The 21,809-nt window shown below is 40.7% G+C and carries 17 protein-coding genes; all 17 read left to right on the top strand.

The window, feature by feature from the left end; translation table 11 throughout:
* Positions 1 to 6 precede the first annotated feature (6 nt).
* The 17 genes from dapA (at position 7) to rny (ending at position 21,592) form a co-directional block, all read left to right on the top strand.
* Entirely contained in the window at positions 7 to 897 is an 891-nt protein-coding gene (dapA, locus tag KSU66_RS00740) for a 4-hydroxy-tetrahydrodipicolinate synthase (protein ID WP_269049494.1), read from the top strand.
* A gap of 343 nt (positions 898 to 1,240) precedes the next feature.
* Complete coding sequence (locus KSU66_RS00735) at positions 1,241 to 2,908, top strand: ribonuclease J (RefSeq protein WP_269049493.1); 1,668 nt, start codon at positions 1,241 to 1,243, stop codon at positions 2,906 to 2,908.
* A 172-nt stretch (positions 2,909 to 3,080) separates the two neighbouring features.
* The gene (locus KSU66_RS00730; protein ID WP_269049492.1) at positions 3,081 to 5,411 is read left to right on the top strand and encodes a DNA translocase FtsK; all 2,331 of its coding nucleotides are present in this window, start codon (positions 3,081 to 3,083) and stop codon (positions 5,409 to 5,411) included.
* A 158-nt stretch (positions 5,412 to 5,569) separates the two neighbouring features.
* Entirely contained in the window at positions 5,570 to 6,295 is a 726-nt protein-coding gene (locus KSU66_RS00725) for a GntR family transcriptional regulator (protein WP_269049491.1), read from the top strand.
* Between the two features lie 53 nt (positions 6,296 to 6,348).
* A complete protein-coding gene (locus tag KSU66_RS00720) occupies positions 6,349 to 7,428 on the top strand; it encodes a BMP family lipoprotein (protein ID WP_269049752.1) in 1,080 nt (359 codons plus the stop codon).
* Between the two features lie 153 nt (positions 7,429 to 7,581).
* Positions 7,582 to 9,153 (top strand): ABC transporter ATP-binding protein, encoded by a 1,572-nt coding sequence (locus KSU66_RS00715; protein ID WP_269049490.1) that lies wholly within the window; start codon positions 7,582 to 7,584, stop codon positions 9,151 to 9,153.
* On the top strand, positions 9,143 to 10,189 hold the full coding sequence (locus KSU66_RS00710; protein ID WP_269049489.1) for an ABC transporter permease: 1,047 nt from the start codon (positions 9,143 to 9,145) through the stop codon (positions 10,187 to 10,189). The genes KSU66_RS00715 and KSU66_RS00710 overlap by 11 nt, the downstream gene beginning before the upstream one ends.
* Before the next feature lies 1 nt (position 10,190).
* Entirely contained in the window at positions 10,191 to 11,150 is a 960-nt protein-coding gene (locus KSU66_RS00705; RefSeq protein WP_269049488.1) for an ABC transporter permease, read from the top strand.
* A gap of 284 nt (positions 11,151 to 11,434) precedes the next feature.
* Positions 11,435 to 12,718 (top strand): EF-P 5-aminopentanol modification-associated protein YfmF, encoded by a 1,284-nt coding sequence (yfmF, locus tag KSU66_RS00700; protein ID WP_269049487.1) that lies wholly within the window; start codon positions 11,435 to 11,437, stop codon positions 12,716 to 12,718.
* Positions 12,711 to 14,012 carry an EF-P 5-aminopentanol modification-associated protein YfmH gene (yfmH, locus tag KSU66_RS00695; RefSeq protein ID WP_269049486.1) on the top strand — a complete coding sequence of 434 codons (1,302 nt, stop codon included), beginning with the start codon at positions 12,711 to 12,713 and terminating at the stop codon, positions 14,010 to 14,012. The genes yfmF and yfmH overlap by 8 nt, the downstream gene beginning before the upstream one ends.
* On the top strand, positions 14,002 to 14,739 hold the full coding sequence (gene ymfI / locus KSU66_RS00690; RefSeq protein ID WP_269049485.1) for an elongation factor P 5-aminopentanone reductase: 738 nt from the start codon (positions 14,002 to 14,004) through the stop codon (positions 14,737 to 14,739). The genes yfmH and ymfI overlap by 11 nt, the downstream gene beginning before the upstream one ends.
* A gap of 131 nt (positions 14,740 to 14,870) precedes the next feature.
* Positions 14,871 to 15,692, top strand: coding sequence for a DUF3388 domain-containing protein (locus KSU66_RS00685; protein WP_269049484.1), 822 nt, complete (start codon positions 14,871 to 14,873; stop codon positions 15,690 to 15,692).
* 16 nt (positions 15,693 to 15,708) lie between these two features.
* Positions 15,709 to 16,578 carry a helix-turn-helix domain-containing protein gene (locus tag KSU66_RS00680; protein ID WP_269049483.1) on the top strand — a complete coding sequence of 290 codons (870 nt, stop codon included), beginning with the start codon at positions 15,709 to 15,711 and terminating at the stop codon, positions 16,576 to 16,578.
* A 142-nt stretch (positions 16,579 to 16,720) separates the two neighbouring features.
* Positions 16,721 to 17,299, top strand: coding sequence for a CDP-diacylglycerol--glycerol-3-phosphate 3-phosphatidyltransferase (gene pgsA / locus KSU66_RS00675; RefSeq protein WP_269049482.1), 579 nt, complete (start codon positions 16,721 to 16,723; stop codon positions 17,297 to 17,299).
* Between the two features lie 14 nt (positions 17,300 to 17,313).
* A complete protein-coding gene (locus tag KSU66_RS00670; protein ID WP_269049481.1) occupies positions 17,314 to 18,552 on the top strand; it encodes a competence/damage-inducible protein A in 1,239 nt (412 codons plus the stop codon).
* Between the two features lie 189 nt (positions 18,553 to 18,741).
* On the top strand, positions 18,742 to 19,809 hold the full coding sequence (recA, locus tag KSU66_RS00665) for a recombinase RecA (protein ID WP_269049480.1): 1,068 nt from the start codon (positions 18,742 to 18,744) through the stop codon (positions 19,807 to 19,809).
* A gap of 223 nt (positions 19,810 to 20,032) precedes the next feature.
* The gene (gene rny / locus KSU66_RS00660) at positions 20,033 to 21,592 is read left to right on the top strand and encodes a ribonuclease Y (protein WP_269049479.1); all 1,560 of its coding nucleotides are present in this window, start codon (positions 20,033 to 20,035) and stop codon (positions 21,590 to 21,592) included.
* Positions 21,593 to 21,809 lie beyond the last annotated feature (217 nt).

Genomic DNA, 21,809 nt, shown 5'->3' with positions numbered 1-21,809 from the left:
GGTAATATGCAAATTGGACGAATATCCACAGCGATGGTCACTCCTTTTTCGGCAAGCGGTGCCGTCGATTACGATAAAACAGCGCTACTAATCGAACACCTCATTGCAAATGGGTCAGATTCAGTAGTCATTTGCGGAACAACTGGCGAATCACCGACACTAACAACAGTAGAAAAAGAGGAACTTCTTACCTTTACAATTAAAACAGTAAATAAGCGTATTCCTGTAATCGCAGGAACAGGTTCTAACTCAACTGCTGAATCGATTGAAAATACGAAAATGGCTGAGCGTGTTGGTGCTGATGGCATAATGCTTGTCACACCGTATTATAATAAACCGGATCAAAAAGGTTTGTATGCACATTTTTCAACAATTGCTCTGGAAACAACTCTTCCAGTGCTGATGTATAATATTCCGGGTCGATCAGTCATTAATATGCTTCCAGAAACGACAATCGCATTATCGAAAGTCAAAAACATTCGTGCAATAAAAGAGGCGAGTGGAAATCTGGAGCAAATGGCTACCATTATAGCAGGCACGGACGACAGTTTTGCGGTTTACAGTGGGGATGATGGGTTAACATTACCGCTACTAGCGATTGGTGGGAATGGTGTTGTATCTGTTGCTGCGCATGTCGTTGGAAATGAAATGCAAAAAATGATTGCAGCATTCGGTGAAGGGCGCACTAAAGAGGCTGCTGCAATGCACCGAGCGTTTATTCCTTTATTCAGTGCATTGTTTGTATCACCGAATCCTGTACCTGTAAAGTACGCATTACGAAAACTCAACATAGATACTGGCGGCGTTAGACTGCCACTAGTTGGGTATGGTGACCAAAATATTGACTTTGATAAAGTATGGGAAAGCTTCTTGAAAAATGAACTTATTTTTGCCTGAAGAAAGCCGGTACAGTGTACCGGCTTTTTTTGTATTAATAAATAGCTGAACTTAGACCCTAACTATAAAGTGAGCTATTGAATAGGGATCTTTTAGGGTGTAATAGAAACGACCAACTCGGCTGGATATCTTGATTCTTCATCACAGAAAAGTTACATACACTGTCTTTCCTAGGAATTAGTCCGCAATTCGGGGATAACTTCCGGAAGCGGTATTGGAAGTAAATTTAATATTAATTTATACAGTTAAAAAACTTGCGTTTTTTTATTTGTACAGGAACGAATTGTCCCGTATAATGATAAGTAGTCGTTATGGACGGGAATTAGAAATAGGAGGAACAAAATTGACCAAAATAAAAAATGATTTAATAAGAATTATCCCACTAGGTGGGGTAGGAGAAATTGGAAAGGCGATGTATGTCGTTGAAATTGACGAAGAAATGTTTATCGTCGATTCTGGACTTATGTTTCCAGAAAGTGAAATGCTAGGAATCGATATCGTTATTCCAGACCTTACATATGTTGAGGAAAACAAACAACGTGTGAAAGGTATTTTCTTAACTCACGGTCATGAAGATGCGATTGGTTCGCTTGCTTACTTGTTACAAAAAGTACAAGCCCCAGTTTACGGATCTAAACTGACGTTGGCGTTAGCGAAAGAGCATTTGAAAGAAATGCCAGCACCATCATCAGTGCGATTCTTCGAAGTATCCAACAAAAGTCGTATGAACTTTGATAGTACACATGTGACGTTTTTCAATACGACACATAGTATTCCAGATTCGCTCGGCATCGTCTTTAATACTAGTGAAGGTGCAATCGTTCACACAGGTGAATTTAAATTTGATCAGTCTGCAAAAGGAAATTATCGTCCGGATATTGGTAAAATGGCGGGACTTGGTGAAAACGGTGTCTTCATCCTTATGTCGGATTCGTCTGAAGCAGAGCGTCCGGGTTATACAACATCGGAGTCTGTTATTGAAAAACATTTATCTAAAACATTCCACGGTGCTGAAGGTCGTATACTAGTTGCCCTCTATGCATCTAACTTCATTCGAATTCAACAAGTTTTAGATACTGCATTCGAAACGGGTAAAAAGGTTGCAGTAGTCGGAAAGAGCCTTGAAAGTTATTTCCAAGTCGGTATGAACCTTGGTTACTTAACAGTTGAGGACGATGTTGTCGTTCCAGTAGGTGACCTTGAAAAGTATGATGATGACCAAGTTGTCGTTATCGTAACGGGCAATAAAGGCGAGCCACTTAACGCACTAGAAAAAATTGTTAGAAAGCACCATAAAGATATTCAAATTAAAGAATCAGATACTGTGCTTATTACGTTTACACCATCACCTGGTATGGAAGTGTCGATGTATGAAACGATGAACGATCTTGCGAAAAAAGGTGCGAAGGTTCTTACATCAAGCACAAACGTTCACGTCTCAGGTCATGGTAGCCAAGAAGATTTAAAATTAATGCTAAACTTAATGCAACCTAAATACTTTATCCCGATTCAAGGTGAATATCGTATGTTGATGGCTCACTCGAAACTTGCACAAGAGACAGGTCTACAGAAGACTGATATCTTTATTGCAGACAAAGGTGACATTGTTGAATTTAAGAACGGCAAAATGAGAATGAGTGGCCGTGTTCAGGCGGGCAATGTATTAATTGATGGAATAGGTGTTGGTGACGTTGGAAATATTGTTCTTAGGGACCGTAAACTCCTTTCACAAGATGGTATTTTCACAGTTGTCGTTACATTGAATCGCAAACAGAAGGTAATCGCTGCTGGACCGGAAGTTGTATCCCGCGGATTTGTTTATGTTCGTGAATCTGAGGAATTACTCGATGAGGCTACGAAGTTGGTTACAAAAATAGTTGAAAAACATATGTCTAAAAAGTCGTTCGAATGGACAGGCATTAAGCAAGACATTCGCGACACGCTTAGTTCTTTCTTATTCCAACAGACGAAGAGAAGACCTATGATTATTCCTATTATTATGGAATACTAATTTTTAAAACAGGTACTAATAAGTACCGCTCCGAGGGGTTTCCTTGCCGTCTGAACGGCGGAAACCCTTTTGTTCTGTTACGACGTCGGGGCCATATGTTATTGGAAAACCTGTTTAGCGTGATTACGGCAAAGCGCTCGCCGAAATTCCTTTAAAGGTAGGAGGGGAAAAAGTGGCTAGGAAGAGAAGAAACACCAAAAAGAAAAATGTAAGAAAAAAGAAACAAAGTGGACTACATCCTTTATTTTATGAAGTTATTGGGCTGGCAATGATCGGGTTGGCTATTATTATTATGTTTGAATTTGGACCCGCAGGAAGAGTATTGTCTTCTGGTGCAAGATTTTTACTCGGCAACTGGCATAGTGCCATTCCACTACTATTAATTGTACAGGCACTTGTTTTTATGATAATGCGAAAAATGGGTGGATGGAAAAATCGAATAATGGGCGGATGCTTGTTTATTCTTGCGAGCCTCGTTCTTTTTAGTCATGTTTATCTGTTTAAAGAACTCAGTGAAAGCCGAGTCCTTATGTCTGATTCGGCGTTAAGAGAAACTTGGAAAGTACTAATTATAAATGACGGGATATCTTCTAGAAGTGGTGCGCTTGGCGGGGGAATGATAGGCGCATTTATCTTTGCGATGTTCTATTCATTGTTCGATTCTGCAGGTGCCATGGTTGCTGGAATCTTACTATTGATGATTGGACTTGTATTGTTAACTGGGAAAGCGTTAGTTCCTTATATTGCAGAAGGTTTCCCTAAGTTTTACGAATCCAGTAAGAATTGGATGTCCGAAGTGTTTACACGGGATAAAGAAAAACCAGATCCGGTAAAAAAGACACGTGCAAAGAAAAAAGTAACCGCGGAGATAAAACCGGAGAAAAAAGATTTACCAACTCCTGTTGCTGTAGTAGAGGAAATTCCATCCCAACCGATTATATCGGCATTTACAGAGAAAATTGATAAAGTGGTACCCGAAGAACCTATAGTCGATGCAGAAGCACCGGTCTTGGAAGTAGATAAAACCGACGAAGTTGTCAAATTCGGAGGCGTGACTGGCGAAGAAGAAAATGAGTCGTATATATTACCCTCATCTACACTTCTTAAAGAAACGCCTTATAACGATCAATCGGGCGAGTATGATTCTATACAAGCAAATGCGCAAAAGCTAGAAGATACGTTTTTAAGCTTTGGCGTGAAGGCACGTGTAACGCAGGTACATCTTGGACCAGCTGTCACGAAATATGAAGTACTTCCAGCAACCGGTGTCAAGGTTAGCCGGATAGTCAGTTTAACAGATGATATCGCACTCGCCCTGGCGGCAAGTGGTATCCGAATTGAAGCACCGATTCCAGGAAAATCAGCTGTGGGGATTGAAGTGCCAAACACGGACGTTTCGATAGTCAGTTTGCGCGAAGTAATTGAAGCGAAAGAAAATAACGAACCGAACTCTAAATTGATGATTTCACTTGGACGAGATGTGACAGGACAAGCAATATTAACTGAACTAAATAAAATGCCACATATGCTTATTGCAGGTTCAACGGGTAGTGGTAAAAGTGTTTGTATTAATGGAATTATCATTAGTATACTTATGCGTGCTAAACCGAATGAAGTGAAGATGATGATGATCGATCCGAAAATGGTTGAGCTTAACGTATACAATGGTGTGCCGCATCTTCTAGCTCCTGTCGTAACTGATCCAAGAAAAGCAGCGCAAGCATTACAGAAAGTCGTGTCTGAGATGGAACGTCGCTATGAACTATTTTCGCACACCGGGACACGTAATCTAGAAGGGTATAACGCTCATATAGATGACTGGAATATTGAAAATGAAGAGAAACATCCACATATGCCATATATCGTCGTCATTGTCGATGAACTTGCCGATTTAATGATGGTAGCCTCAAGTGATGTTGAAGATTCAATTACACGTTTAGCGCAAATGGCAAGGGCCGCTGGAATTCACTTAATTATTGCGACTCAGCGACCTAGTGTTGATGTTATTACGGGTGTTATTAAAGCGAATATTCCTTCTCGAATTGCATTTGCGGTGTCATCGGCAATCGATTCAAGAACGATTCTTGACAGCGGCGGCGCCGAGAAGTTATTAGGAAGGGGCGACATGTTATTCCTTCCAGCGGGCGTCTCTAAACCAGTTCGAATTCAAGGTGCGTTTGTTTCTGACCGAGAAGTTGAAGAAGTCGTTGATTTTGTGATTGAACAGCAAAAGGCGCAATACCAGGAAGAAATGATACCAACAGAAGTTAAAGATATACCTCCTCACGAAGAAACTGATGAGCTTTATGACGATGCAGTTCAACTTGTTACTGAAATGCAAACTGCATCCGTATCTTTGTTACAGCGTAGATTCAGGGTCGGATATTCTCGAGCTGCACGAATTGTTGATCAGATGGAAATGCGGGGAGTCGTTGGACCGCCTGATGGTAGTAGGCCGCGCCAAGTACTAATTGACAAAGGTGAAACAGATATGCCAATCTAAAAGTTAGAGCATAATTATGGAATTTCGAGAAACGCTTCAATTATTAATTTAATCTTTCCAAAGTAAGTTTATTTTATGGTACGAAAGTGTTATAATTAAGTAAACTGGTAGCGATATTAATTTTAAAAGGTCTAATCTCCTAAGGTGGTGATGTAATAATGTCAATGGAAGATCAAGCAGATTTATACTTGCATGTGATAGCACAGCTTAAACAGGACATTGAAATAGGTGTGTTTACTGAAACAAAGGGTCTGCCATCGGAATTCGAACTTGCACAAACGCTTGGTGTGGACCGATCAATACTTCGGAAAGCTTTACACTTTCTGGAAGCAGAAAAAGTAATTGTACATAAACATGGTGTCGGAACTTTTGTTAATCCTAAACCATTATTTACATCGGGTATCGAGCAGTTATCGAGTGTGTCGACAATGATCCGCGAGGCGGGCATGGAACCAGGTACAATTTTCATGGATGTTTCGGATGAAGATTCGTCTGACGAAAGCATCGCGCTATTTGATAGCGATGAAGAGGATCGCCTAGTTACTATTAAGCGCGTTAGAACGGCTGATGGAGAACCTGTTGTTTATTGTGTCGATACCGTGCTCGCAAAAAACCTACCTATTGGAACCCAGGATCTTTTGAATATATCGATATTTGAGGCGATAGAACTGTCGGGAGAAATCCGAATTGAGCAGGCTGTTGCGCATATCGAACCTGTTGGTTATGATGAAATTGCATCGTCAATATTGCGATGTGGCATTGACGTGCCATTGCTCGTTCTTTTGCAAAAGCATTATAGCGAAGATGGGGAAATGGTTCTTTATTCAAAAAACTATTTCCGTGCGGACAAGTTTAGCTTTCACGTCGTTCGAAAAAGGGTATAAGACGTTAACACGTCATACTAATAAGAACATATAGAAGAGGAGAGATTCCAATGATTAAGAAACGCAAATTTGGATTAGCGTTGTCAATCATGCTAGCAGGTAGCGTACTACTTGGCGCATGTGGAACAGCTAAAGACAAAGATAAAGATAAAGACGAAGGTAAAGCCCCTGCAGGTGACGCATCTGAATTTTCAGTTGCAATGGTAACAGACTTTGGTGGAATTGACGATAAGTCTTTTAACCAATCTGCATGGAAAGGTATTCAAGATTTCGGAGCAGCGAATAACCTAGAAAAAGGCGACGGTGGGTTTGATTACTTGCAATCCAATGATGATACGGATTATACGCCAAACTTAAACAAGCTAGTTCAACGTAACTTTGATTTAATCTTCGGCGTTGGATATATTATTGAAGGTGCACTTGATGAAATCGCTGGCCAACGTCCAGATACAAATTTCGCTATTATTGACGGTGTAGTGGATCAGCCAAATGCTGTTAGTCTTTTGTTTAAGGACCAAGAAGCTGGCTATTTAGCGGGCATCGCCGCCGGACTAATGACAGAATCAAATAAAATTGGTTTTGTAGGTGGTATGGATATTCCGGTAATTGAACGCTTTCAAGCTGGTTTTGAAGCAGGTGTAGCAGCTGTTAATCCAGATGTAAAAGTAGATGTACAATATACAGGTGTGTTCGATAAAGCAGAACTTGGTAAAGCGACTGCAAACCTTATGTACTCATCAGGCGTAGATATTATATTCCACGCAGCTGGAGCAACAGGAAATGGTGTATTTGCAGAAGCGAAAGAACTTAAATCAGCGGATCCAGATGCTAACGTTTGGGTAATCGGTGTTGACTCCGACCAGTATGAAGAAGGTAAAGTTGGAGATGACAACATTACGTTAACATCAGCTTTGAAGCGCGTAGATAAAACTGTTGAAGAGATTTCCAACCTTGCAATGGAAGGTAAGTTCCCAGGCGGAGAAACAATCCTTTATGGTATTGCCGAAGATCGTGTTGAACTTGCAGATTCACGCGGTGCAATTCCAGAAGATATCATGGTAACAATTGAAGAATATATGAAGAAAGTTGCTGACGGAGAAATTGTAGTTCCAGAAGCTCCAACTAAAAAATAGTACTATAAATTTAACTTGTAAAGACCGGTTTATTCCGGTCTTTATTATTGTCAACTAAACTAATAGAGGAAAGGCTTTCAAATTAGAAAGTCTTTCTTGTATTAATTTATTTACCTACATACATAGATAACAAGTAGTGAAGGAGTGAGCTCAGTGGATTATGTAATTGAAATGCTGAACATACGAAAAGAATTCGGTAACTTTGTTGCCAACGATAATATAACCCTTCAGTTAAAAAAAGGGGAAATCCATGCACTGTTAGGAGAAAACGGAGCAGGAAAATCAACCTTGATGAACGTGCTTTTTGGGCTGTACCAACCAGAAGGTGGCGAAATTCGTGTTCGCGGACAAAAAGTGGACATTACCGATCCAAACGTTGCGAATGGTCTTGGAATAGGAATGGTGCATCAACACTTTATGCTTGTGGAAAACTTTACGGTTACTGAGAATATAATTTTAGGGAACGAAACGAAAAAAAATGGAATGATTAACATCCGTGACGCTGCAAAAAAGGTTGCGGAAATATCTGAATTATACGGATTAAATGTTGATCCGTATGAGAAAATCGAAGACATTTCAGTTGGGATGCAGCAGCGCGTTGAGATTTTGAAAACGCTTTATCGTGGTGCTGAAATACTGATATTCGATGAACCTACGGCCTCATTAACACCACAAGAAATTGATGAATTGATGGCGATATTGAAGAAGCTAATTCAAGAGGGAAAATCGATTATCATCATCACGCATAAACTTCAGGAAATAATGGATGTCTCTGATCGCGTGACGATTATTCGAAAAGGTGAAGGCATAGGAACAGTTATTACGGCTGAATCGAATCCAGAAGAATTGGCGACCTTAATGGTTGGTAGACAGGTGACATTTAAAACGGAAAAAGGACCCTCGAATCCCACGGAGCAAGTATTAAACGTGGAAAATCTATTTGTTGAAGATTATCGCGGAGTTGGAAAAGTTAAAGGGTTGAATCTTTCCGTTAGACGTGGCGAAATTGTTGGGATTGCTGGTATCGACGGAAATGGTCAATCTGAACTTATTGAAGCAATAACCGGGCTACGGAAAGTAAAAAGTGGGAAAATCACAATTAACTCCAAAGATGTAACGGGTAAAAAACCACGTGAAATTACGGAGACTGGAATTGGTCATATCCCACAGGATCGCCATAAACACGGTCTTGTACTTGATTTTACTGTCGGTTACAATGCAGTGTTACAAACATACTATCAAAAACCGATTTCCAAAAAAGGAATTATGGATTATAAACTAGTATCTAAAAAGGCGAAAGAGCTTATTGAGATGTATGATGTTCGGACACAAGGTGAACATGCATTTGCACGGTCTTTATCAGGTGGGAATCAACAGAAATTAATTATTGGACGTGAAATTGATCGTGATCCGGATTTACTTATCGCTGCACTTCCGACGCGTGGTTTGGATGTTGGCGCAATAGAGTTCATTCATAAAAGACTCATCGAACAACGAGACCGCGGAAAAGCTGTTCTATTAATCTCGTTTGAACTTGATGAAATAATGAACGTATCAGATCAGATTGCTGTTATATATGATGGGATAATTATAGATACTGTGAAAGCGACGGAAACGACCGAGCAAGAACTAGGTCTTCTCATGGCAGGTCATTCAAAAACAGAAATGACAATAATCGGAGACGAAGTCGTATTGAAAGAAGGTGACAGTAGCGATGTCAAATAGAGTTATCAATTTATTAATACCGACGATATCAATATTTCTTGGTTTACTAGTCGGAGCAATTGTAATGTGGATGAGCGGCTATAATCCGATTAATGGGTATATTGCTTTATGGAATGGTATTTTCGGAAGCTCATATTCAATAGGTGAGACGATTCGTCAAATAAGTCCATATTTGCTTGCGGGGCTTGCGGTCGCGTTTGCCTTCCGTACGGGGTTATTTAATATAGGTGTTGAGGGACAGCTGATTGTGGGTTGGTTTGCGGCTGCCTATGTAGGAATGGCATTCGACTTACCGAAAATGATCCACTTGCCACTTGCATTGCTTGCAGCAGCTGTTGCAGGAGCACTGTGGGGACTTGTTCCAGGAATATTGAAGGCGACATTACGTGTTCACGAAGTTATTGTAACAATTATGATGAACTATATTGCGCTTCATGTTGTCAATGCACTTATTAAATCTATTTCAGGGGGCAGCTTTAAGTTAGATAAGATTAATGAATCAGCTTCCCTACGTTCTGAATTTCTTTCGAATTTAACCGACTTTTCGACATTGCATTACGGGATATTAGTCGCGCTAGCAATGGTTGGTGTCATGTGGTTTATTCTTGAAAAAACAAAAACTGGATACGAATTGAAATCGGTTGGTCTCAACGATGAAGCTTCGCGTTATGCAGGAATGAATGTAAATAAAAACATTGTTCTTTCCATGGTTGTTTCAGGTGCTTTTGCAGGATTAGGCGGAGCGATGGAGGCACTCGGTACATTTGGAAACATTTCGAATATGCCCGGCTTTACCGGAATCGGATTTGATGGTATTGCGGTTGCATTGTTAGGTGCAAATACACCGCTAGGGGTCATTTTTGGAGCAACATTATTCGGTTCACTTAAGTACGGGGCGAATAACATGCCAAATGCGGCGGATATTCCAGTGGAGATTGTTTCAATTGTCATCGCGTTAGTCATTTTCTTTGTCGCATCCGGATATATCATTCGTGTACTATTAACTCGACTGAGCAAGAAAAAGGGGGCGAATTGATATGAGTTTTCTTGATTTGTTGTACTTTATCGTTCCGGCAACAATCGCATATGCGGCGCCACTTATACTAACGGCCATTGGCGGTGTGTTTTCCGAACGTTCGGGTGTAGTAAATATTGGGCTTGAGGGCCTTATGGTCATGGGGGCTTTCATAGGTATTTTATTTACGCTCTTGTATTCAGATGTGTTTGGTGGATGGACACCGTGGCTTGCACTAATAGTTGCCATGTTTGTTTCGGCAATATTCTCGATATTACATGCAGTTGCATCGATTACATTTCGTGCAGACCAGATCGTTTCTGGTGTAGCCATTAATATGCTCGGAATTGCGATTGCTCTATTTTCCGTGAAACTAATTTTTGGAAAAGGGCAAACGGATCTTATTCAACGAAAAATTCCGCGAATAGATATTCCGTATTTGCAAGACATACCAATAGTAGGGCCAATGTTTTTTAAATCGGTATATGGCTCGTCTATTTTGGCAATATCTATAGCTATACTGGCGTGGTTTGTTATTTATAAAACGCCATTTGGTCTTCGCCTTCGTTCTGTTGGAGAGCATCCAATGGCGGCAGATACAATGGGCATTAACGTTACGCGTATGCGGTACGTCGCAGTGATTATTTCTGGTGGACTTGCGGGAATTGGCGGTGCTATCTATGCAATTACAACGACGAATGACTTTGGACACGCCACCATAAATGGTCAAGGATTTATGGCATTAGCAGCGATGATCTTTGGAAAATGGCATCCAATTGGCGCTATGGCTGCAGCACTGTTTTTCGGTTTTGCACAGGCATTGGCAATTGGGGCACCGAAGATTCCATACATTCAAGACATCCCAACTGTCTATCTTCATATATTGCCGTACGTTTTAACGATACTTGCACTGGCAGGATTTATCGGACGTGCGAATGCGCCAAAAGCTATTGGACAACCTTATATTAAAGGAGAACGTTAAAGAAGATTCGGTGAATTCCGAGCCTTTGGGTGACGGCGGAACCGGCATCCTAAGTTCTTGACGTCCTGTCGCAACTAGGACCTACATCCTGTAGGTCCTAGTTGCGCTTATAAGGTCCTCCTTGAATTAATAATTCTTGACGTTATATGAAAAGAAAAGCTGCCTTTAGGTCTGGAAAATTGGATCTAGGCAGTTTTTTCTTTCTCAGTAATTTGCAACTGGTGGAACATGGAATGTATAGTGAAGTGAGGAAGCCACATATTAACTAAAACAGAGGTGTTAGGATGTTTACTAAAATTCAGTTAGAACAAGGTGTTACGTTATATACACGTAAGTCAGATCAATTTAAAACCGTTAATTTTGCGGTGAAATGGAAAAGTGATTTAGATGCAAAAACGGCAGCTGCACGTGCAGTTTTAGCAAATGTCTTAGAAGATTCAAACGGAAAGTATCGTACACAAAGTGAATTACGCAATAAATTGGATGATATGTACGGAACTGTTCTTTACACAAACATTGCGAAGCGCGGTGATTCACACATTTTCTCTTTAAACGTTGAATGTGTGAATGATGAATACCTTTCTGATGTTGGTGTTCTGGACGAGGCAATCGACTTGATCCAAACGGTTATATTTGACCCGAATATGGATGAAGGAAAATTTGACCCAGACATTATCGCCCGTGAAAAAAGATCGGTTATAGAACGAATTCGTTCACAATATGATAACAAAACAAGTTATGCACAAATGCGTATGCTTAATATTTTACGTCCAAATAGTCCAGCATCAATAAGTTCGGACGGTACAGAAGATGCAGTTGCAGCGCTCACGCCTGAAACGGTTTTATCGACGTACGAATCAATGATGACTGAAGATGAGATTGACATTTATGTGGTTGGGGATATCGATGAAGCAGAAATTGCTGAAAAATTAAAAGCAGTTCTGAACTTTAGTGCACGAACTGGCCGTAAGCAAGTGGCATTTAAAACGGATGAGACGGTAAAAGAGGATAAACTAAAGGATGTCAGTGAAAAGCAGGATATGAAACAGGGTAAACTACATCTGGGTTTTAGTACGCCAATTACGTTTAAACATCCTGATTATTCTAAAATGCAAGTAGCAAATGGAGTATTTGGTGGTTTTTCCCATAGTAAACTATTTGTGAATGTGCGGGAAAAAGAAAGCATGGCTTATTACGCGTCAAGTTCTTATGCATCTCACTATGGTCTTGTTTATGTCATGGCGGGAATTGATGCGGAACTAAAAGAAAAAGCAGTAAATCTCATTAACGAACAACTCTCAGTCCTTCAAAATGGAGACATTACAGACCTTGAAATGGATCAAACAAAAGCGCTGTTAAAAAACAGCCTCAAAGGCGCATTTGACTCAGCTAGAGGACAAATTGAAGTGTATGACCAATTTAAAGAAATGGACGAAAACTTTACTGCGGAATCACTCATTTCAAAATGGGATACTGTGACGAAGGACGACGTGAAAGAAATGGCAGCCACTATTAACTTAGAAATTGTATATTTGCTGTCGGGGAAGGAAGCTGTTACAGATGAATAAAGTACATTTTGAAACATTACAAGAAACGCTTTACAATGAAAAACTAGAAAACGGGCTAGAAGTTTTTATATTGCCAAAACGTGGATTCTCTAAAACATATGTAACATTCACAACGAACTACGGTTCAATTGATCGGACATTTATTCCAAATGGAAAAAGTGAGGAAGTAACTGTTCCAGACGGCATCGCTCATTTTTTGGAGCATAAAATGTTTGAAAAAGAAGAAGGGGACGTCTTCCAAAAATTTAGCGTTTTAGGAGGATCTGCGAATGCATTTACTTCCTCTACAAGAACGGCATATCTATTTTCTGCGACTGATAAGCTATATGAAAATACAGAAGTGCTTCTTGATTTTGTGCAAGAACCTTATTTTACAGAAGAAACTGTAGAAAAAGAAAAAGGAATTATTGCACAAGAGATTACGATGTATGATGATCAGCCTGATTGGCGTTTGTATTTCGGTGCGATTCAAAACATGTTCCATGAACATCCTGTAAAAATCGATATCGCAGGAACAGTAGAGTCAATTGATGATATAACTGCGGAGCATCTATATGAGTGCTATAACACGTTTTATCATCCGTCAAATATGGTGTTGTTTATCGTAGGTGCAGTGGATCCAGAAGAAATGATGGACTTTATTAAGAAAAACCAAAACGAAAAAACATTTAAAGAGCCTGAGGAAGTTGTACGGAAGTTCCCTGAAGAGCCTACAACTGCCGCAATACCAGCAGAAACACTTACGATGGACGTCACAAAGCCGAAATTGTCGTTTGGTATGAAATGTACGAAAACTGACGTTCAAGGTGAGGAAATGCTCAAACAAGAACTTGCGTCAGATTTAGTTATGGATATATTATTTGGCAGGTCTTCTAAATTTTACACGGATGCTTACAAAGAAGGGATAATTGATGAATCTTATTCATACGCTTTCTCGCTCGAAAAAGGATTCGGATTTGCCCTAATCATATCCGATACAGAAGATCCAAAAGTTCTAGAAGCTGCAATTAGAAAAACAGTTCAAGGCCAGGCCGACTCGTGGTCCATAACTGACAAAGAGCTGGATAGTCTTAGGAAACGGAAAATCGGGCAATTCATGCGTTCTTTAAACTCAATTGAATTTATTGCGAATCAGTTTACAAGGTATTCATTTAACGAGATGAATCTATTTGATATCGTTCCAACGCTAGAGAAAATGACACTAGCGGATTTAAAAGAGGCGTTTTCTGCTTTTAGTGATGATAAAGGCCATACAACATTCACAGTGGTTCCGGCAGAAAAAAGTGGAGAATAACATTCGTTACGCAGTAGTGCTCGGCGCATCAGGCGAGATTGGGCAAGCAATTTGTCGCAGTCTCGCCGCTGATGGCTGGTCTCTTTATATCCATTTCAACTCAGATGAAGCTGAAGCGAATGAACTCCGTTCGGAACTATGTCTAGGATATCCCCTCCTTGAATTCAAAACAATTCAAGGAGACTTTTCAATTGAGAGCGGCGCACAAGATCTTGCAAAACAAATTCAAAAAGTATCTGCAATCGTTGTTGCAAATGGGCAATCTATGTACAAATTGTTGACGGAAACCACATTAGATGACATGGATGCGCTATGGAAAGTACATATGCAAAATCCTGCGCAGTTTATAGGACTCCTTTCCTCAAAATTGCGAAACGTCGATAAATCATACGTAGTTTTTATCGGTTCAATATGGGGCAACACTGGTGCGGCGGGAGAAGTGATGTATTCCGCTGTAAAAGGTGCACAACATGCATTTGTTAAGGCATATGCAAAAGAGGGTGCTTATGCAGGCATTCGCGTGAATGCCATAGCACCTGGTTGGATAGAAACAGGCATGAACGATGAGATTCCAGAAGATGAACGACAAATGGTGATTGATGAAATTCCGCTTATGACGGTCGGGACACCGAAAAACGTTGCGGATGCAGTTGAATTTCTATTAAGTGGCAAAGCGGATTATATGACAGGTGAAATACTAAAAGTAAATGGTGGGTGGCATATTTAATCGGGAATGAACGAAAATCGATTAAAAACGCCATCTTTTCGCTTTATTACTTTTCTTAACGGTTTGAATCCGCTATTATGAAACTATATAGGTTTTTTGACGTCCTTTAGTAAAGGGAAGGGGTGTGTCGAATGGGAAAATGGTACCTCGAATATGAAATACAAGTGAACCGTCCAGGGCTACTTGGAGATATCGCCTCATTACTCGGTATGTTGCGAGTCAATATTACGACCATTAACAGCGTTGACGGTGGACTTGAAGAGTCTGCTGGCGGTGGACATCGAGGACTTCTGCTTACAACAGATGACGATGCACAAATTAAACGTTTTGAACAGATTGCCTCAACAATGGAAATGATAAAGATAAAGAAAATTCGTGAACCAAAACTAAGCGATATACTTGCAGTGCGACATGGCCGCTATATATTACGAGACACTGAAGATCGGAAAACATTCCGATTTCTTCGCAATGAACTTGGGGTTCTAGTTGACTTTATGGCTGAAATATTTAAAGAAGAAGGCCATAAATTGATTGGAGTAAGGGGAATGCCCCGTGTTGGAAAGACGGAGTCTGTAGTAGCCGCGAGCGTCTGTGCAAATAAAAAATGGATTTTCCTATCCTCAACTATGATTAAGCAAACAGTTCGTAACACACTTGCAGGAGACGAGTTCTCAAAAGATAACATATTTATACTTGATGGAATTGTATCGCGTAAAGCACCAGACGAGAGGCATTTACAACTGGTTCGTGAGATGATGCGAATCCCAGCGGTAAAGGTTGTCGAACATCCCGATATTTTTGTTCAACATTCTGAGTACAATATTGAAGACTTCGACTATATTATTGAGTTACGAACAGAACATGATCAAGAAATTACATACGAAATGATGGAGAAAAACCACATGATGCCTGAACGTGGGTCAATGGGCGGATTCGACATCTTTAATCTTTGATAGGCAGGTGTTTTTGGTGACCGGATTAGGTGATCGACTCAAAGAGGCGAGAACAGATAAAGGCTACACATTAGACGATTTACAGGCAATAACTAAGATACAAAAGCGATATCTAGCGGGTATTGAGAATGAAGAATTTGGTTCGATGCCAGGGTCATTCTATGTTCGTGCATTTATTAAGCAATATGCTGAGGCTGTTGAATTAGATGCTGAAGAAATGTTGTCACTCTATCGAGAAAGCTCAGGATCGATTGAGCCTACTGAAGATACACAACGAGCTCCTGTTGCGCCTAATTTATCTAGAAGAGGCAGTTCAAGGGGAAATAGTCAACTTACTGAAGTTATGCCGAAAATAATTGCTGCATTGTTTATTATTGTCATTTTTGGAGCTATGTGGTTTTTATATCAACATAATGCGTCAAAGGTAAGTGATTTAAAAGTCGATGGGAATGATCCAATAACAGTACAGGATCAACAAACCCCGGAAGGCGATAAAGACGTGGAGAAAGCTGAAGAAAAAGCAGAAGCAGAGGAAGAACCAGAAGAAGAGCCTGCAACGACAGAGCAGGCGCTAGAGCATGTTAGCATTGTGGGAGAGGATTCTACATATTCATTATCGTCCTCTGATAAGTTTCAGCTTGAGATTAAAACAAGCGGTGACTCATGGATTGGTGTTTTGGATAGTGAGCGTACAGAACGAACAGAAGGTGCCCGTGTCATGAAAGCGGGGGAGACAACGGAAGTTTTGGATGTCAGCGATACTGGACAAGTTAGAATTCGCGTGGGACGTCCAGCGGCAACGGAGATTTATGTGAATGGTGAACTCCTTGAATATGCATCAGATAGCATTCCACAAAATATTGTTATTGAATACGAGAAAGAATAATAGTCATCTAATTAGATGACTATTTTCTTTGTAACATCCTAAATATAAGTTCAAGGAAGACCCTGTAGGCAAAACTAAAGTTCTGTTGTCACCTATAGGATAGAATAGCGCAAAGTATACTTTTAGAGGAAAGGTGTTTTTTATGAATTTACCTAATAAAATAACTGTTTCACGGATGTTACTTATTCCCATCTTCATGATTTTCATGCTTGTTGATTTTGGTTTTGGAAGTGTCACTTTATTAAATACAGAGATAGCAACTGGCCAGTTAATTGGAGGACTAATATTTATTTTCGCTTCAATGACTGATTGGCTAGACGGATACATTGCAAGAAAATATAACCTTGTAACAAATCTGGGGAAATTTCTTGATCCATTGGCAGATAAGTTACTAGTTTCTGCTGCGTTAATTATCCTTGTGGAATACGGAACAGCGGCATCGTGGATTGTTATTGTCATTATTAGCCGTGAATTTGCAGTTACTGGCTTGCGCTTAATTCTAGCGGGCGGCGGGGAAGTTGTCGCTGCGAATCAGCTAGGTAAAATTAAAACAGTCGCACAAATTGCGGCAGTTATATCATTGTTGTTTAATAATATTTATTTCGAATCAATCGGCGTACCAATGGGGACGATTTTACTTTATATCGCACTAGTGTTCACTGTGTTATCAGGTGCGGACTACTTTTATAAAAACAGAAAACCATTGCTTGAATCAATGTAAGGGGAGATGTAATTATGAAAGTTGAAATTATTGCAGTTGGGTCCGAATTATTACTCGGCCAAATTACCAATACGAATGCGACGTTCATCTCTTCACGACTAGCCGAAATTGGTGTCGATGTACATTATCACACTGTGGTTGGTGATAATCCAAATCGACTTCAGGATGTGATTAAAATCGCTGAAAGTCGTGCGGATGTCTTAATTTTTTCCGGTGGACTTGGACCAACTAAAGACGATATGACGAAAGAAACTATCGCCAGCCATATAGGATCATCGCTAGTCAACGATGATGAAGCGCTTCAATACATTGAAAACTATTTCAAACGTACTAACCGTGAAATGACGGAGAACAATAAGAAGCAAGCACTTGTTCTCAAAGGGGCAATTGTATTAGACAATCGGACAGGCATGGCGCCAGGAATGGCTGTGAAGAATGAAGAAATACATTACATACTTCTTCCAGGGCCACCGCATGAAATGCAACCAATGCTGGTTGATGAGGCAATACCTTATCTACTCGGCGTAATAGGTAAGCAGGAAGTCATCACATCACGCGTTCTTAAATTTTATGGCATCGGCGAAGCTGAACTTGAACATCTAATTCAACCTATATTGGAAAAACAGTCAAATCCAACAGTTGCGCCACTTGCAACAGCAGAAGCGGTTACATTGCGAATTACTGCAAAATCAGGCTCGGTTGGAGAAGCAAACAAATTAATTGATCCAGTTGAAGAGGAAATTCGTGGCATTGTCGGGGATTACATTTATGGCATGGATGACGATACATTGTCTTCGAAAGCGATGGAGTTATTAAAGAAAAAAGGTTTCACGCTATCGGCAGCTGAAAGTATAACGGCGGGTCTCTTTATGGCTGAACTTGCAAACCAACCAGGTGTTAGTTCATCTCTTGTTGGTGGTGTTGTTGTTTATAATAACGATGTAAAAGTTACGCAGCTTGGGGTAGAGGAAAATTTGCTTGGGGAGTACGGGGTAGTTAGTAAGGAATGTGCGGCTTCACTTGCTGTCAACGTGCAGCGAAAATTCACTTCAAGTGTTGGTGTTGGAATTACAGGCGCAGCGGGACCTACTCCGCATGACGGTGAACCTGTTGGTATTGTTTGGATAGGGATTGTTTTGCCAGACGAAACTCCAGTTACATATAAACTGGATTTGTCAGGGACAAGAAATGCCAACCGACTTCGCGCCGCACGATTTGCACTTTATTATCTAATTAAAGAGCTGAAAAGGTAAAGCCTTCAAAATTTGATTTAGAACAGTATTCTCAATTAAAAATCAAAGGTGCCCCTGATTCTCAGCGCATAATTTAGTTATCACAACACACTCGAATGAATGTTCGCTTTTTTGTTGTGTATTTAGAAATAAAGAGGTATAATATAGACAGAAAGAAAAACAGGAAAATAGTTTAGGGAGGAAATATATTTGACGCAACGTAAAGCCGCTTTAGATATGGCATTAAAACAAATTGAAAAGCAATTCGGTAAAGGGTCCGTTATGAAACTTGGAGAAAAGACGGATCGACATATATCAACAACATCAAGTGGATCGCTTGCACTTGATATCGCACTAGGAGTGGGTGGATACCCACGAGGACGCGTTGTTGAAATTTACGGACCAGAGAGTTCTGGTAAGACGACAGTTTCGCTTCATGCAATCGCAGCGGCACAGGCAGCTGGCGGTACAGCTGCATTTATCGATGCGGAGCACGCGCTTGACCCAGAGTACGCGAAAAGACTTGGTGTCGACATTGACGAACTTCTACTATCACAACCTGATACAGGTGAGCAAGCTCTTGAAATTTGTGAAGCACTTGTTCGAAGTGGTGCAGTTGATATTGTCGTTATTGACTCTGTTGCAGCACTCGTTCCAAAAGCTGAAATTGAAGGCGAAATGGGTGCATCTCACGTTGGACTACAAGCACGTCTTATGTCCCAAGCACTTCGTAAGTTATCTGGAGCTATTAACAAGTCCAAAACAAACGCAATCTTTATTAACCAAATTCGTGAAAAAGTTGGCGTAATGTTCGGTAGCCCTGAAGTTACTCCGGGGGGACGTGCATTAAAATTCTATGCATCTGTTCGAATTGATGTACGTCGTGGCGAAGCGATTAAACAAGGTAATGATATCGTAGGAAATAAAACCCGAATTCGTGTTGTTAAAAATAAAGTTGCACCACCATTCCGTCTTGCAGAAGTTGATATTATGTATGGACTAGGAATTTCTCAAGAGGGTGAGATTGTTGATCTTGGTACGGATGCTGGGGTTGTTCTGCGTAGCGGATCTTGGTATTCATATGAAGGCGAACGACTTGGCCAAGGCCGTGAAAATGCAAAGCAATTCTTGATGGAGAATCCAGCCATTAAAGCAGAGATTGACCAAAAAATCCGCGCATCGTATGGTCTAGGTGATCAGGTTGAAATACCAGAGGAACTAGATGAAGAGGAAGAAGCGGAACGACTTGCACTTTTACTCGATGAAGAAGAGAAATAATTAGTAAATTGGTTCATCCTCTAGTGAGGATGGATCTTTTTTTATTAATTAGCCGATTATTACAAGCGCATAGCACTTGTGTTCCTTGACATGTCATTTTTTCATAGATACAATTAGAATTGTATAATTGCATTTCAATAAATAAATTGATTTAGACAGTATGTTGAACGTTAATATATGTGTCGACTGAAAATGAAAAGAATAGCAGGAGGAGGTGACCAGGATGTTAGTGGAAAAAATCCTCTTCGCTTTGCTCGGTTTCGGTGTCGGTGTCGTTGTTATCTATTTTGTTAATAGGAAAGTGAACGAATCAAAAGTGACGGGTGCCAAGTACTCGGCTGAAACGATTGTCGAAGAGGCTGAACGTGAAGCAGAGGCATTGAAGCGAGAGGCACTTTTAGAAGCGAAGGATGAAACTCACAAACTGAGAATTGAAGCGGAAGCTGAAATCCGCGAGAGACGGTCGGAACTGCAAAAGCAGGAAAACCGTCATTTACAGCGGGAAGAGAATCTTGACCGCAAAGATAATGGTCTAAACAAAAGAGAATCTAGTCTGGAGCGCAAGGAAGAAGCGCTTACCGGAAGACAACAGCATGTTGAACAGATGGAACGCAAAGCTGAAGAGCTTGTTACGGCTCAAGAGTCGGAACTTGAAAAAATATCTGCACTTACTCGGGAAGAAGCAAAACAGCTTATTCTCAAGGAAGTTGAAAAAGAACTAGCAACGGATATTGCTGTTATGACGAAAGAGTCAGAGTTATTAGCGAAAGAAGGGGCTGACAAAAAAGCCCGTGAAATACTTTCAACAGCGGTACAGCGTTTTGCGGCGGATCACGTTGCCGAAACGACAGTATCTGTAGTAAACTTACCGAATGATGAAATGAAGGGCCGCATAATTGGCCGTGAAGGACGTAACATCCGGGCACTTGAAACGCTGACGGGCATCGATTTAATTATTGATGATACACCAGAAGCAGTCGTATTATCAGGATTCGATCCGGTGCGGCGAGAAACTGCACGTCTAGCACTTGAGAAACTTGTTGCTGATGGGCGAATTCACCCAGCACGAATTGAGGAAATGGTAGATAAGTCTAGACGCGAAGTGGACGAGCTTATTCGTGAAACAGGTGAGCAAACGTCATTCGATATGGGCATACACAATCTTCATCCCGATCTCATTAAGATTCTTGGTAGATTACGTTTCCGTACGAGTTATGGACAGAACGTATTAAAACACTCAACAGAAGTTGCGTACTTAACTGGGCTCTTAGCAGCCGAACTTGGTGAAGATCAGACGCTTGCAAGACGCGCAGGACTACTTCACGATATTGGGAAAGCAATTGACCATGAAGTTGAAGGAAGTCACGTTGAAATCGGTGTCGAACTAGCAACAAAATATAAAGAACACCCTGTTGTTATTAACAGTATTGCTTCCCATCACGGAGATACTGAAGCTACTTCTGTTATTGCGGTACTTGTTGCGGCAGCGGATGCATTATCAGCGGCTAGACCAGGTGCTAGAAGTGAAACACTTGAAAACTACATTCGTAGATTGCAAAAGCTTGAAGAGATTTCAGAATCTTATGAGGGTGTTGAGAAGTCGTTCGCGATTCAAGCAGGTCGAGAAGTACGAATTATCGTACGTCCCGATCAAATTGATGATATTACAGCGCATCGTCTAGCTCGCGACATTCGAAAAAGAATCGAAGAAGAACTTGATTATCCAGGTCACATTAAAGTCACAGTCATCCGTGAAACACGAGCGGTCGACTACGCAAAATGATAAAAGACCTCCGTACCTTCGGTCCGGGGGTCTTTTTCCGTTTAAAAGAAGTAGAAAGTCAACAAACTAAAAAACAGAAATTCAATATATATGAGTTGAAGTGAAGATCCTAAATATACCGGGTACTTGGACAACCCGTTGATTTCCGTTCCGAGCGGACAGTGCGGAAAGTTACAGTGCAATCTTTCCCTGACGCTTTCCGTGGGGCGGGCGCTGA

This window comes from Sporosarcina sp. G11-34 (assembly GCF_026931025.1).
This window is presented reverse-complemented; position numbering and strand designations above follow the sequence as displayed.